The sequence below is a fragment of the Flavobacterium aquidurense genome, assembly GCF_031458035.1.
GTDB classification, from domain to species: domain Bacteria; phylum Bacteroidota; class Bacteroidia; order Flavobacteriales; family Flavobacteriaceae; genus Flavobacterium; species Flavobacterium aquidurense_C.
This window is the reverse complement of sequence record NZ_JAVDXR010000002.1, coordinates 141,797-157,074: the sequence shown is the minus strand read 5'-3', so window position 1 is coordinate 157,074 and position 15,278 is coordinate 141,797. Positions and strand designations below refer to the sequence as shown.

9 protein-coding genes are annotated in these 15,278 nt (G+C 35.5%); 1 reads left to right on the top strand and 8 read right to left on the bottom strand.

Annotated elements, in window-relative coordinates; genetic code table 11:
• Positions 1–215 precede the first annotated feature (215 nt).
• The 6 genes from J2X17_RS03955 to J2X17_RS03930 form a co-directional block, all read right to left on the bottom strand.
• Complete coding sequence (locus tag J2X17_RS03955; protein ID WP_310294896.1) at positions 216–2,240, bottom strand: glycoside hydrolase family 97 protein; 2,025 nt, start codon at positions 2,238–2,240, stop codon at positions 216–218.
• A 25-nt stretch (positions 2,241–2,265) separates the two neighbouring features.
• Positions 2,266–3,513 carry a glycoside hydrolase family 99 protein gene (locus J2X17_RS03950; RefSeq protein ID WP_310294894.1) on the bottom strand — a complete coding sequence of 416 codons (1,248 nt, stop codon included), beginning with the start codon at positions 3,511–3,513 and terminating at the stop codon, positions 2,266–2,268.
• A gap of 380 nt (positions 3,514–3,893) precedes the next feature.
• Positions 3,894–5,405 carry a RagB/SusD family nutrient uptake outer membrane protein gene (locus tag J2X17_RS03945; protein ID WP_310294892.1) on the bottom strand — a complete coding sequence of 504 codons (1,512 nt, stop codon included), beginning with the start codon at positions 5,403–5,405 and terminating at the stop codon, positions 3,894–3,896.
• Positions 5,406–5,430: 25 nt separating this feature from the next.
• The gene (locus J2X17_RS03940; RefSeq protein WP_310294891.1) at positions 5,431–8,370 is read right to left on the bottom strand and encodes a SusC/RagA family TonB-linked outer membrane protein; all 2,940 of its coding nucleotides are present in this window, start codon (positions 8,368–8,370) and stop codon (positions 5,431–5,433) included.
• An 88-nt stretch (positions 8,371–8,458) separates the two neighbouring features.
• On the bottom strand, positions 8,459–9,541 hold the full coding sequence (locus J2X17_RS03935) for a hypothetical protein (RefSeq protein WP_310294889.1): 1,083 nt from the start codon (positions 9,539–9,541) through the stop codon (positions 8,459–8,461).
• A 90-nt stretch (positions 9,542–9,631) separates the two neighbouring features.
• The gene (locus tag J2X17_RS03930) at positions 9,632–10,153 is read right to left on the bottom strand and encodes a DUF5004 domain-containing protein (RefSeq protein WP_310294887.1); all 522 of its coding nucleotides are present in this window, start codon (positions 10,151–10,153) and stop codon (positions 9,632–9,634) included.
• 480 nt (positions 10,154–10,633) lie between these two features.
• Between J2X17_RS03930 and J2X17_RS03925 the strand changes: the two genes are divergently transcribed.
• Positions 10,634–12,232 (top strand): DUF6377 domain-containing protein, encoded by a 1,599-nt coding sequence (locus tag J2X17_RS03925; RefSeq protein WP_310294885.1) that lies wholly within the window; start codon positions 10,634–10,636, stop codon positions 12,230–12,232.
• Between the two features lie 242 nt (positions 12,233–12,474).
• Here J2X17_RS03925 and J2X17_RS03920 read toward each other — a convergent pair whose 3' ends face one another.
• Entirely contained in the window at positions 12,475–13,698 is a 1,224-nt protein-coding gene (locus J2X17_RS03920) for a sterol desaturase family protein (RefSeq protein ID WP_310294884.1), read from the bottom strand.
• A 149-nt stretch (positions 13,699–13,847) separates the two neighbouring features.
• On the bottom strand, positions 13,848–15,134 hold the full coding sequence (locus tag J2X17_RS03915; protein ID WP_310294882.1) for a Glu/Leu/Phe/Val family dehydrogenase: 1,287 nt from the start codon (positions 15,132–15,134) through the stop codon (positions 13,848–13,850).
• Positions 15,135–15,278: the final 144 nt, after the last annotated feature.

Genomic DNA, 15,278 nt, shown 5'->3' with positions numbered 1-15,278 from the left:
CTTATATGACTTTTATAGTTTAAAATATTATTCTTGAGTTACAATTGAAAAACATAACTTATATGATTAAAAAAAGTAAGCATTCTTCAATCCAAATAAAATGGACTTATATCGCCTTATATGGTAAAAAAAATAACAAACCCGACATCCTCAAAAGATATCGGGTTCATCAACTCAAACTTAACTTAACTTAAACTAAAATAAACTCAACTAACTCATTTAACTATTGGAGCGAATTTTATAGCTGTTCCTCCACCAGCTGCGAGTTTGATATCTAATACTGTTTTACTGTTTACTTTTTGTTTTGAAATTTGTACCGGATACGGATTGGTTTTATAATTTGCTCCTGCTCCATCAGCATAAATTTCGGCTTCGTACTCTTTTCCGGTATCTAAAAATGACAATGGCACTTTAAGATCTCTGGCATTACTGTTTGTTATTGATCCTAAATACCAATTTTTCTCGTCCCAGTCTTTACGGACAACTGTTGTATATTCTCCTATTTTAGAGTCTAAAACTTTGGTTTCTGACCAATTGCAAGGCACTTCTTTTACAAATTGAAATTCAGGTTTTCCTTCGTAATTTTCAGGTAAATCTGAAGCCATTTGCAACGGACTGAAAATAACTACGTACAAAGCCAGTTGATTCGCCAAAGTTGTTTGCACTTTTGCTCCCGAAGGCGTTTTATAATCAAAATTGAAATTCCCAGGTGTATAATCAAAAGGTCCTGACAACATTCTGGTAAAAGGCAAAGTTGTTAGATGCTCGGGAGTATTTCCACCATCAACCGACCAGGCGTTGTATTCCTGACCTCTTCCTCCTTCCTGAGACATAAAGTTTGGATACGTACGCTGCAATCCTGTTCCTTTTATCGGTTCGTGATTGTCGATCATTATATGATATTTGGCTGCCGTTTCCATTACTTTTCTGTAATGACGCGCTCCGTACTGACTGTCATGCCATTCTTTTTTATCCAAATATTTATTTACGTAACCTGTTTTCACCGTATTTACGCCCATTTTATTGTACAATTTAAAAGCGTCTTCCAATTGACTTTCATAATGTTTTGTCGCTCCGGCTGTTTCATGATGACCTATTAAACGAACATTTTTCATGGCCGCATATTTCGTGATTTCTTCCAAATTGAAATCAGAATATGGTTTTACGAAACTAAAAGCATTTCCATCGGCAGTCCAATCGCCGTCCCAGCCTTCGTTCCAGCCTTCGACAAGAACTCCGTCAAAATTATTTTTCGCAGCAAAATCAATATATTCTTTGGTGTTTTTGGTTGTTGCACCATGTTTTGGCCCTTGTCCCCAAGTGTATTTTTCAAGATGCATTCCCCACCAGATTCCAATATATTTTGATGGCGTAATCCACGAAAGGTCTTCAATTTTTGAAGGCTCATTCAGATTCAGCATAATCGTTGAAGTTGCCACATCACCAGGCGTTTTTCCAACAACGATTGTTCTCCACGGCGTTTTAAAAGGCGTTTCTGCATATACTTTTACACCATCTGCCCAAGGAACCAATTGACTTTTATATTGCTTGTCATTGGTTTTTAAAAGCGTCATTGAAGCAAAATCAGTTAAATTGGCTTCGTGAATGGCTACATACAATTTCTCTTTAGTTTCAAAAGTGGCCGGAGTATTGATTGTATCCGTTTTGCTGATTGGCGTTTTGCGGTACGTGCTTTCGTAATAACTGTTTTCTCGATGCACCGGAATCCACCAAACATCATTATCCGATTTAAAAGTGAATTGGGTAACTTCATTCGAAATTTTCACTTTCCCTAAATGTGGCTGTTTCGGAAAAGAATATCGAAAACCTACTCCATCATCAAAAACCCTGAAAATAATATCAACCAAACGTTCTTCGCCTTTGGATTCTTTTAAATGAACAATCAATTCGTTGTGGTGATCTCTCACTTTTTTGAATTCGCCCCAAGGCTGTTCCCAAGTTTCATCGGCTGCTTTTTCTTCGGTGGAAACCACTTCAAAACCATCCGTCATTTTTTGGATGCCCTGAAATTCAAATCCCATTAAAGAAGGCTCGATAACCGATTTTCCATTAGATGTAAAGCTGTATTCTGGCTGACCTGAAGCAGTTAATTCAAAAACTAATTGGGTGTTTTTTCCCGGAGAGCTGATTGTGTATGTTTTTTTAGTACCGGCACTGCAAGCGTAAATCAAAATCGACGCGAATAGTATGAAACAGTAGCTATATCTTATGTTTTTCATTATTTAATTGTATTAATTACAACTCTTATTTTATTTCACTAATTAACTGTTTTGCTTTTGCAGGCTGCATCGAAACAAAATAATTAAAGGCCTGATCTAATTTTTTCTGGGCATCGGCATTGCCTTTCTTTTCTACTCGCAGATTGTACATTTTACTGATGTCAGGGAAAACTGTTTCGGTATTTTTTACACCGGCAAAAGCTTTTACTTTTTCAATATAAGAATAGCCAAATTCAACGGTAGGTTCAAACATTGTTCCTTCACCAAAGTCATTCCATGTAATCAATTGCAGGTAGCTTAAATTAGCATTTTTAGCGAGAGAAAGTGTTTCATCGAGTGTGGCTCCATTGTTATGTTCAATGGTCCATCCAATTGCTGACCCGCCTCCGCCTTCGGCATAAAAATCTTTAAAGCCCGGATAAGCACTTCCAATGGCTACTGACAGTTTTGGTTTTGTATTGGTGTACCAATTTGTCAAATAGGTACTGTTTTTAAAAACCCACGAATATTCACCGGAGGCATTCGCACCCGCTTCTACAGATTGATCCCAAAGAGTTAAAAAAGTAGGTTTTGTAGTGAGCGTTCCAAAAACGTTTGTCCATTCAGCTGGCGTTTGCAGTACAATAGGTCCGAAATTAAGCAGCAAAGGTTTTCCGTTTACTTTGATATAATTTGCATCATCAAAATAGTTATTTTGCAAATACGCCAAATCGGTTTTTGCGGCGCTTGTAACCGAAATTGCTTTTCCGGCATTAACAACATTTGTCGTTACTCTGTCTTCATAAACAATGGCGTATTCAAGTCCAACTTTATTTAACATAGCGATTAATTGCTCTGTATTTTCACGAACCATTCTATAATCATTAACATCATAAGTGCCGTACCAATCGATTAAAACACCATCAATTCCTGAATATTTCATCAATAATAAATGATTTTCAATCACATTTTTGTCGCCTGAATGATAAGGTCCAATTAGCGGATAATAATACGATGCAATTTCACGACGGTTGTTTGCACCTACGTTATCTGGATTTTTGTTTGCCATTGTCCAGTGATATCCCCATTTTTTATCGGCACTGCTTTCTTTGGTTTCAAACCAGGGCATGTAATGAACATAAATTTTGGTGCTGTTTGTTTTTTCAATCGCAACGGGCTGAACTGTTTCTGGTTCTGTAGGTTTGTCTGAGCTTTTGTCATCATTACTACTACAGCCAGCAGCGACTAAAATATTTATGATACCAAAAAACAATAATGTGATATATCTTTTCATATTGAGATAATATTTGTTTTTATAACTGTTGATGTTTTTTTGCCACTGATTAAAAAGATTATTACATATTCTTTAATCATTTTAATCCTCTAATCTGTGACGAAAATTTTCTCTCGCAGATTTTGCAGATCCAGCAGATTTTTTTTAATCATTCTTCTCCTTATAATCTTTGGCTAAAATTATTTCACGCAGATTTAAAAATGATTTAAGCTGATTCTGCAGATTTATTTTAACAACATGTAATTAAATCTGCTTTAATCTGCTAAATCTGCGTGAAACTTTTTTTATCTATAAATAGCTCTTAATATCTATTAAAAACATACTTTAAAATATGTCAGCCTTCCACGACTAACCAACATGGAAGACTGACATTCAATATCCTAATTCACAGGATAACCAGGATTTTGTTTCAGGTTTTTATTTGTAGTTAAAACTGAGCTTGGGATAGGGAAAATCGCTCTGTATTTTTCAGTTGCACCTTTTTCCCACCATGGCAGGAAGAATGTTCCAAAACGAATGTTATCGGTTCTTCTTCTTCCTTCAAAAGTAAATTCCTTAAGCAATTCCTGATCGATAAAATGAAGATCAAGTGTTGCTGGCATTTCTTCTCCTGCTCTGGCTGTTATTTGCTGAACGAATGGTTTTGCCAAATCTGTCGATCCTAAACGAACGTAACATTCGGCTTGCATCATAAGGATTTCGGCATAACGAATCAGGACAAAATCGTGATCGCGTTCCCATTGTTCACCGGCTTTCATTTCGTATTTTCCAAGACGAACTCCCTGATTTTCTTTTGCGTCGGCAACACTTGTCACTTCTTCAGTATAAGTTAGAGGTTCTCCGCTATCCATAATGATAACTTGTCCTGTTGCTAAATTGATCTGATCTCCGGCAACCATACATTTTTTTCTTTTGTCTGTATCTGCAAAAGCAGAATAAACGCCAGGCTGAGCACACATTCCGTTAGCGCTCCAAGGATAATCTCCAATGGCAGAAAGCGTCAATTTATGCAAGTAATGGCAAGACATTGATGACATATAATTTCCAACAGTTCCAGCTTTTGAATCGTAAGGAATAGCAAAAATGATTTCTGGTGATTTTTGATTTTCTGTAGCAAAATTGGCGAAGAAATCAGGAGCTAAAGTATAACCCGTTACTTTCTGACACATATTGATACAATCCTGCCAACGTGCTGTTCCTATAAAAGCTTCTGAATTCAGATATAATCTTGCCAAAATCGAATAGGCTACATTTTTAGTCAATTTAGAATATACTACGTTTGAAGTTAAATGCGGAATAGCATCCAACAATTCTTTTTCCACAAAATCATAAACCTGTTTACGAGTTGAATTTGATGGTAAAGCTGTATCCTCGAAATTGGTTACAATTGGCACATTTCCAAATAAGTCTAAAAGATTGTAATAGTAATACGCTCTTAACGCTTTTAATTCGGCATAAATTGGTGCTTTTGCAGCGTCAGTCAAATTCGATTTATCGATTTGATAAATGATAGAATTGATTTTTGCAATTCCGGTGTAGTTGTAACGCCAGGCCGAGAGAATCATACGGTTATCTGCTTTCCAGGTATGTTTTTGTGCATCCTGATATTGTCCGCCATCGTACCAGTTTGTTCCTCTTGTTGGGATTGTAGCTTCGTCTGAAACGGTTTCATTTAAAAAGAATACATATTCGCAGGTTGGATAATTGTTCGATATTCCGTCTGCAAATCCTCTTAATGAAGAATACGCGCCACCAACCAATGCATCAATTTCTTTTGGAGTATTTCCAAAATCCCCATCCTCTACTTTATCATATAATTGTTCATCTAAATTGGTACATGATATCGTAAAAAGCATGCTAATCAATAGTGCTGCTGTTATTTTGATTTTCATTTTTTATATTTTTGAGTTAATTCGCTTAGTTATTAAACGTGAAATTTAATCCAACAGAAATCGTTGTTGGTCTGGGATAGTTGTTATATCTGTCAATTCCAGGCGCTGCTAATCCGGTTTGATCTGCACCATCTTGCGCATTTAAACCAATTTCAGGATCTACCCCTTTATAACCTGTAATTACAAACAGATTTTCTCCCATAAGATACATTCTGAATTTTGAAGATTTAGATTTTAACGGTAAAGTATATCCGAATGTAAGTGACTGAAGTCTAAAGAAAGAAGCATCTTCTATCCAGTAATCTGAATATTTTGGAGCAGATGTAATACCGCTTCCCAAGAAAGCATCGGGAACGTTGTAAGCTGGTAATCTGTTCGGATCGTTTAGCATCATATTCGTAGCATTTAATGCTTTTTGACCAAACATTCCGTATCCTGAAAAACCAAGATCAAAATTTCCGTACGTAAAATTCATTCCAATTCCTAAAGTCAAATCAGGCTGAACATTTCCTAAATCTGTTTTATCATCATCTACTAAAGCGCTTTCGGCAACTACATCGCCCGCTTTATTATAGTATTGGATTTTTCCATCGGCGTCAAGCCCAGCATTTTTGAATCCCCAGAAAGTTCCAACAGGATATCCTTCGGCAATAATTTGAGAATATTGTCCTGACATACCTGCTAATCCGTGTAAAGATCCGCTGTTAATTACATCTGTTTCGTAGGTTGTATTAGACAGTTTTTCGATTTTCTGAACGTTGTGTCCTAAAGTTAAATTTGCATTCCATGTAAATTTATCTCCTTTAACGATGTCTGCATTCAGCGTAAGCTCAACTCCTTTGTTTGACATTTCTCCAACGTTTGCCAGCATCGTTCCTACTAAATATGGAGGCTGAGGCACTTCGTACGTGTATAGTAAATCTTCTGTGTTTTTAGAATAATATTCGAATGAACCCGTGATTCTGTCAAACAAAGTAAAGTCCACACCAATATTCAATTGTTTTGTAGATTCCCATTTTAAGTCAGGATTCGGATTTTGTTTTGGAGAATAAGCCAAACTCCATGTTCCCGTAACCGGATCGTAGTAACTGTCATTTCCAACTCCTAAAATCGAAAGTGATTTATATTCGCCAATTCCGTCCTGATTTCCTGTAACTCCATACCCAACTCTTAGTTTCAAATTACCCAGCCAGTCTTTTGTAGAACTCATAAATTCCTCGCTAGAAATTCTCCATGCCGCAGAAGCTGACGGGAAAGTTCCCCATTTATTGTTTTCTCCAAAACGGCTTGAACCATCTCTTCTTACTGTTGCAGTGAATAAATATTTACCGTCGAAACTATAATTTGCACGAGTATAAAATGAAACCAAATTGGATTTTCCTTTATAAGAATACACATCTCCTAAACGATAATTGTATCCTGCACCTAAATTATTATAGCTAAAAGCATCCGTTACAAAACCACTTCTTTGCGCACCAAAACCTTCGTAAATATTTTCTAAATATGAATATCCTCCTAAAGCGCTAACATTGTGTTTTCCGAAAACTTTATTGTAATTTACGTAAAGTTCCCCTTGTGCATTAGTGTATTCTGCATACGTTTTTTGAGCGTAACCGTCTTCAGTTCTTCCTTCCATAACCGCGTACGATGGTTTGTAAGTACTTCCCTGAACTGCATTATGCTCCAAAGAAATATTGGCTACAGCCGTAAAATCATTTAAAAATTTAACCTCAGTTTTAAAATATCCTAAAAGTCTGTGTCTTTCATTATCAACTGTTCTGTTGGTTAAAATCTCAACCGGATTCTCATAAATTGTTCCTCCAACCGAAGTAAATTCTCCATTAGCATCGTAAACCGGAATTGTTGGATTTAAATTATAAGAACGTTCAAAAATTCTATAATCTAACGGATGCCATTTATCGATATTGGCAAATAAACCCATATCAAATTTTACATCTTTATTGTCTCCAAGATATTGATACGCACTAACGTTTCCGCTTAATCTCTCCAATCCTGTAGTTTTGATAACGCCTTCATTATTTAAATACGAAATCGATGCTCTGAAACCGCTGTCTGCTTTACCTGAATTAATGCTCAAAGTATGTGATTGCGAAATAGCAGTTTGTTCTAATTCTTTCTGCCAATTTGTATTTCCGCCATAATCAATTGCGTCTTTATTTCCGGTTTGGCGTACGTAGCCTCGCCATTGGTTTGCTGATAAAAGATCTAAATTGTCAGCAACATACCCAATACTTGATAATCCGCTATACGTAACTGAAACGCCTTTTGTCCCAGATTTTGTGGTAATAATGATAACTCCATTTGCTCCTCTTGATCCGTATATCGCTGTCGCCGAAGCATCTTTTAAAACGTCTACAGATTTAATATCAGAAGGCTGTACCACATTAATATCAACCCCGGCTATACCGTCAACCACGATTAACGGACTGTTGCTTGCAGTTAATGATGTTCCTCCGCGTAAGCGTAAAGTCGAACCCGCTGCAGGATCTCCCGAAGGACGAATAACATTTAATCCCGCTACTTTTCCTTGCAAAACCTGTTCTGTAGATGAAAGTGATCCTTTTACTAAATCATCAGCTTTAAGCGTTGAAATTGCTCCTGTTAAATCAGATTTCTTTTGAGTTCCATAACCAACAGATACAACCTGTACTTCTGCAAGTTGATAGCCATCGTTTTGCAAACGAACGTCGATATTTGGTTTTGTTGATGAAGTAATCTGAACTTTTTGAGTTGTCGAGCCAATAAATGATACTTCTATCGAACCTCCTACGGCTACATTCAGTATAAATTTCCCGTCAAAATCTGTTGTGGTGGCATTTTTTGTCCCCACCTCAATAACCGTCGCACCCGGCAATACATTCCCGGTATTGTCATAAACGGTACCTGATACCTGCTTTTTATCCTGAGCAAACATTCCTGCCGAAAGAAAAAGCATGAAAATCATGAATACCACAGTTTTAGTAGTCCACATTAGATGTAGGACTATTTTTTTATTTTTACTATTCATTTTGATGTTTTTATTTGATAGTGAATTATTTGTCTAAAGTTTTTAGCGGAATTGTAGTATCCGAAATCGTTTTGTCTTTGTTGTCTTTTATCAAAACATGAATTTCAGTTAAATTAGGAATTCCATTAAGTTCAGAAACCAAATTGACAAATCCTTTTATCTCGGCTGTTCCTCCGGTAAATTCACCAGAAATTACTTTGCTGCCGGCGTTAATAGTGTAGATTAATTTGTTTACGCCCGGCTCGTTATTTTTACGAGACATTCCCAGAAAATCTTTCTGACTGATTTGTAAAGGAAAAAATCCGAATACTGGCGGTGGTGGCGGAATGTATTCTCCGGCAAATAAAACCTGATCCGGAGTTGTAGCAGCCCACTCATCTTTTACAAACAGAAAATTCATCTTTTCCATTACAAAACCATCTGGAGCATTGAAGTATGTTTTCGGAATCAAATCCATTTTATAGAAACCGTTTCCTAAATCTTTAAGTTTTGTTTTTTCAACAACTTCAGGAACCCAAACTTGATATTCCTGTAAAATTGCCCAATCATTCAATCCGCTGTGCATGTGTACGCTTGTTGCGCCTGCAAACCCGGGAATCAAATTAGAATTGAATAAAATACTAAGTCCTTTATCGATTGTTGGTTTTGTAGGATACGCTCTGATTAACTCATTGGCAGTGTAAAACGAGGAGAAATCGGTGTATGCTACATTAGCGACATCACTTTGTTTTGATCCGTTTTTGTTTTTCAAACGAAGCCAAAATCCCGCACTTGCTGCAATTTCGTCCGGAGTTTTAGAGAAATAAACAGTTGGCGTTAAAGTAAAACTCCAAACTTTATTTCCTTCATACTTCAGCTTTGCAAAATCGGATGAGTTTTCCCAATGTCCCGCATCTGGCTCAGATGGTGACCAAATCCAAATATAGATATCTTCGGTTTCTGCAAATGTAGTTCCTGAAAGATCAAAATACCATGTCACTTTTTCATCGTATTTGTACACTACAGGAAATGATGTAATACTGCCTACAGCTCCGGCATTTTCCTGTGCCTGAATAAAATTAGGAGCCATCAAAAGGGCAAGTAAAATTGTATATATAAACTTTTTCATATGTATTTAATATTTTTTTTATCGGAATATAGTATCGCCATTCTACGTTCTAGTTTGTAATTTGGAATCATGGCGATTTCATATTACTTCTTAATTAATAGCATTTAATTTGAATACATAAGACACAAAAGGAGTTCCGTTAGAGGAATGCACTAACTGAAATTCCATTTCGTCACTGCTTCCCGGAACCGATGTCAATCGAAGTTCATCTGTTTTTTGTGTTTTTTTAGCGTCGCTGTACAAATAGATTTTTACTGCACTTGCGTTGGTCTGTTGAAAATCTGAGCTAAGTTCCCAATATCCTTTCGGAGCAAATAACGGAGGAACATTTCCCATAACTTCATAACTTGTTGGTCTGTTGTTTTCATCTACGCTGAAGCGGATTTTAAAATCCTCGTAGTTAAAATACGTACTCAAGTTTTCTTCGTTTGGCTGAATGGCATTTGCTTTCGCAGCTTCATCAACCATTTTCAAATTTGTTAATCCCCAGTCTCCATTTACTTTCTCATAAATGGTAATTGGATCAACATAGCTTCCGTCATCTGTATTGTCACAGCCAATGGCTAAAAAACACATCATAACAGCTAACCAATAAATACTTTTACATCTCATAAAATTTGTGGTTTGTTTGTTAGTTTTTTTTATCTCTTTTAAGACAGAACGAAGCTAGATGTTAAAAAAACCTAAAAAAAAATATCTGATAAAAATCAAGATGTAATTCAAATATTTTTTAATTCAATTAATTAAAAATCAATTAATTATAATATTTTTACAATAATAAAAATCAAGACGCTGTTGAGATAAAAAACAGCATATAAATAATGGCAAATATGACAATATGTAAATTAAAGTCAATGTTTTTTTCACTATACATATATATAATTGCTTTTTATTGTATAATTGCAAATTATTAGACTACTTTTAACATTTAGATCTTATTTTTGTGCGATGAATCAAATTTTATAGCTTTGTTATAAATAAGGTTACCAAATCTTTAAGTAATTCATCATCAATCACAAAAGCTTTATCCCGAATTAAAACGAATTAACTCAAAGCAATCAAAAAGAATTTTACCCTTAACCAAAACCAACCATGCGAAGAATAATCATTCTATTTTTTTTTATTGCAGGTTTCTCTCTAACTGCGAAAGAGACAAATCCTGTACTGGAAGAATTAGATAAAGCACTTCTTAAAAAAGACGTTTACTTAAAACAGAAGTATCGTAAAATAGAAGCTTTGAAGAGAAACATATCCAAATTTAATGTTGGCCAGAATAACGAGCAGCTTTATAATACTTACATGGCTTTGTTTGATGAATATAAATCTTTTAAATACGACTCAGCTTATTATTATTTAGAAGAAGCAAAAGTCAAAGCCATTGTGCTAAAAGATCCGAAGTATTTAGCTAAAAGCCGAATTAAGGAAGGTTTCGTCCTACTATCATCAGGACTTTTTAAAGAAGCCATCGATACTTTAAACGTAATTGATGACCAGAAACTCGATCAGAAAAACAAATTCGAATATTATTCCATTAAAGCCCGTGCTTATTATGATTTAGCCGATTATAATAAGGATCAGCGATTTAACATTCATTACGTACAGCAGGGAAATCACTTTCTGAAAAAAGCATTAGAATTGATTGGAACAAATACAAATGAATATTGGGCCGCCGAAAGTTTAAAGCGATTGAAACAGCAAGACTGGCGTGGTGCCGAATTTGCTTTTAGTTACTGGATTAACAACTACAAATTACCTCCGAATTATTACGGAATCGCGACCTCGAGTCTCGGGTATATTTATTCGGAAAGGGGCTATACTAAAAAAGCCATTTATTACCTGGCTCTTGCCGCTATCGCCGATGTTAAGAATGCGACCAAAGAAACGGTTGCACTTCGGAATTTAGCCAACGAGCTCTTTAAAATGGGTTATTTGGATAAGGCCAATGAATACATCAATATCGCGATGGATGACGCGACTTTCTATAATGCCAGACATCGAAAAATTGAAATTTCGTCGATCTTGCCGATTATCGAAAAAGCACAATTGAACAATGTAAAAGACAAAAATGATAAATTGGAAAGAATCATTATTCTCCTGACAATTCTGACCGTTATCATTGTTTTGTTTCTGATTATCATCTTCAAACAATTAAAAGAAAGAAATAAAGCGCGAAAAATAATGGCTTCTTCATATGCGCAACTGCAGGAAATGAACATCAGTTTAAGCGAAGCTAATGCGATTAAAGAAGAATACATTACGTATTTTATTAAGGCAACTTCAGCATTCATTAATAAAATTGATCATATCCAGAAAAGCACGCTTCATAAAATCATCACCAAAAAAACAGATGAAGTTATTGCGAGTTTAAAACGATATAATGTGAAGGAAGAACGTGAGAATCTTTTTCACCAATTCGATGAAATCTTCCTAAAATTGTTCCCTACTTTTGTGACTGATTTCAATCATTTATTTCCTAATGATCATAAATGCATCGTTAAAAAAGGGGAACTTTTAAACACTGAACTTCGCATTTTTGCCTTGTACCGATTGGGTATTCAGGACAGTAGCCAAATGGCAGAATTCCTGGAACTTTCTGTAGCTACCATTTATACGTATAAAACGAGAATCAAAAGCAAATCTGATTTTAAAGATACTTTTGAGGAGAAGATTATGGCGATCAAGACGATTTAGGTTTAAAAGTTTTGCCACAGATTAAAGGATTAAAAGGATTTTATTTGGATGCTCCAGCGGAGCATTATGTTTATAGTAAATATCTAAGACATTTTGCATAAAAGCTCCAGCGGAGCGAAATATACCACCCCGATAGGGCTCGATTACATAATTTAAACATTTCTATAGATATGACGTCCCGATGGGACTCTATATGATAAATTAAAAAATCAATTTAATCCTTTAATCTGTGGCAAACATTTTTATTCAGCACTCTCTAACTGCAATACTACATTTTGATAACGTGTACTAAGAGAAAACAACTGCTCGGCAAAAATCATTATTGCCAGCGGAACAAAGAAAAATGAGGTTAAATTTTCTTCATATAAAAAGTAGGTTGATATCATAAAAATTCGGGCATATTCAAGATAATACATCCATTTTCGCTGTTCTAATAAAGCGCCGCAATTAACTAATGTTATCAGAATAAAACACAACACAAAAACTTTATCAAGAACATTTAATAACTCAAAATAATAAGTGAAAACTGTTAAAAATAAAGTACAGATTCCTAACTGGATGTAAAGATAGTTTCGGAATCTCAATCTCTGATGCGGATTAGCCTTATCCTGTAGAAAACGCTTTTCCAGTGTTGGACGAATATCCTGATCCATATGCGCCGGACTTCCAAAAACTGCCTTCCAGCGTGCTTTAAAACCTTTTGAGCGTTTCCATAATTCATAAATTTCAAAATAATAATGAAAATGCTGCCATAAGAAACTGTAGCTTTTTAGCGGATGCGTCAATCCATATTTTGGTTTTTCTTCCTCTTCCATAAAAGTTCCAAACAGACGATCCCAAAATGTGAACATATCCCCGTAATTTTTATCGAGATATTTTTCGTCAGAAGCATGATGAACACCATGAATTGAAGGCGTTACAAAGACATACTCCAGCCATTTTTTACTGCCGATAAGCTGTGTATGTGTAAAAAAAGAATAGGCACCATGAACAATCAGCATCGTGATGACCATCGTTGGATGAAAACCAATAAAAGGCAAAACACACCAAAATCCGGTTCTTATTATGGCCTGAAAAGTAGTAATTCTGGCTGCAGCCGTAAAATTAAATTCTTCGCTATGATGATGCACAATATGCGCTGCCCAGAAAAAATTGACTTCGTGACCCAATCTGTGGTACCAATACCAAACAAAGTCTGTTGCAAGAATTAATGCAAACCAAACAAAAATATTGCTTGGAATCTCAAAAAGTCTGTAATTATCATAGATAAGATAATACAATTGATAAAAACTTGCGGCGATAAATAAGTTAATCAATCGTTCCGCAATTCCGATACTAATATTCGAAACTGAACTTTCATAATTAAAAATTTCAGGTCTTTTTTTGCGCTGTGCCAATTTATATTCTAAAAACAAGAAAAGAAAAAAAGCAGGCATTGCGAAGGCAAGAAAATTAATATGTTCCATTTTTAAAAATCACTTTTTATATTCTTAAAAAACTCAAATACAATTCGATATAAATATTAAAGACATTTCCACAAATTAACACCTATTTTACTTTCTAAAATGATATTAACTATCGGAAGTGTCTTTATCTGTTTTTTGGGGCAAAATTTCTAATTCTGCTTAAATTTTGGAGCTTCCAAAGCCACTTCTTTTACAGCTTGCGTTTCAGCAACTTTCTGCAAAGCAATAACATAAGCTGCAATTCGTGGTGTCACGTTATGTTTTAGCGCAATTCTGAAAACCGTTTCAAAACCTTTTTCCAAAATATCTTCCAAACGTGTATTAATCTGATGAATTCTCCATGATTCTAAAAGTGAATTCTGAAGCCATTCAAAATAAGAAACCGTTACGCCGCCGGCATTCGCCAAAATATCAGGAACAACCAAAACATTATTGTCGTGCAATATTTTATCGGCATCTGATGAAACCGGGCCGTTTGCACCCTCAACAATAATTTTAGCTTTGATGTCGCTTGCATTTTTTTGCGTAATGACATCTTCTTTGGCAGCCGGAATTAGCACATCTACATCTAAAAGCAATAATTCTTCATGTTTAATAACAACCGAATTGGGATACCCCTTAATACTTTTATTATTGAGATTGTAGTACAAAATCAGCTCCGGAATATTAAGCCCTTCCGGATTGTAAAAAGCTTCTGAAACATCACTAACGGCAACCACTTTCAATCCTTTTTCGAATAAAAACAAAGCCGAATGCAAACCAACATTTCCAAAACCCTGAATAGCTACAGTAGATCTGGCCGGTCTCAATTTTAATTTCTGAAGAGCCAATAGCGTAATGATACTCACACCTCTTCCGGTTGCTTCTACCCTGCCCAGCGATCCTCCTGAATGCAAATGTTTTCCGGTCACGACAGCATGAATTGGTTTGCCATGAACTAATGAAAATTCATCCATTAACCAGCCCATTTCGTCAGGACCAGTTCCCATGTCTGGTGCGGGAACGTCTTTTTCAGGTCCGAAAATATCGGCTAAGGCTTTAGTGTATGCCCGGGTAATTTTCTCTAACTCTGTTTTAGAAAGTGTTCTTGGGTCACAAATGATTCCGCCCTTTGCGCCTCCAAATGGAATTCCAGTCACTGCCGATTTCCATGTCATCCAGGCAGCAAGTGCTTTTACTTCATCAAGATTGACAGCGTTATCATATCGGATTCCTCCTTTAGATGGTCCTAAGGCGGTATTGTGAATAACACGATAGCCTTCAAAGTTTTGTTGTTTTCCATTATCTAACGTAATAGAAAAATTAACAACAATCTGTTTTTCAGGTCGCTGTAATTTTAATCTGATTGAATCATCTAATTTAAGAATATCCGCTGCGATATTAAAACGATCAATCATCGATTGAAAGGGGTTCTGTTTAATTATTTCTGCACTCATAATATATATCTTTTTAATTGGGGTTCTGTTTACATTTTCCTTTAAAACAACTCTTAAATTGTTTTCAAAAGAGATTTATTTTATCCATAATTACTGCATTCGACAACATGGAATTTTCATGAGACAGCACAGCATCATACTATT

Bases quoted from the DNA above. Each gene is read 5' to 3' on its own strand.
- J2X17_RS03930 (WP_310294887.1), bottom strand. From the start codon at position 10,153: ATGAGATGTAAAAGTATTTATTGGTTAGCTGTTATGATGTGTTTTTTA.
- J2X17_RS03955 (WP_310294896.1), bottom strand. From the start codon at position 2,240: ATGAAAAACATAAGATATAGCTACTGTTTCATACTATTCGCGTCGATT.
- J2X17_RS03925 (WP_310294885.1), top strand. From the start codon at position 10,634: ATGCGAAGAATAATCATTCTATTTTTTTTTATTGCAGGTTTCTCTCTA.
- J2X17_RS03915 (WP_310294882.1), bottom strand. From the start codon at position 15,134: ATGAGTGCAGAAATAATTAAACAGAACCCCTTTCAATCGATGATTGAT.
- J2X17_RS03940 (WP_310294891.1), bottom strand. From the start codon at position 8,370: ATGATTTTCATGCTTTTTCTTTCGGCAGGAATGTTTGCTCAGGATAAA.
- J2X17_RS03945 (WP_310294892.1), bottom strand. From the start codon at position 5,405: ATGAAAATCAAAATAACAGCAGCACTATTGATTAGCATGCTTTTTACG.
- J2X17_RS03950 (WP_310294894.1), bottom strand. From the start codon at position 3,513: ATGAAAAGATATATCACATTATTGTTTTTTGGTATCATAAATATTTTA.
- J2X17_RS03920 (WP_310294884.1), bottom strand. From the start codon at position 13,698: ATGGAACATATTAATTTTCTTGCCTTCGCAATGCCTGCTTTTTTTCTT.
- J2X17_RS03935 (WP_310294889.1), bottom strand. From the start codon at position 9,541: ATGAAAAAGTTTATATATACAATTTTACTTGCCCTTTTGATGGCTCCT.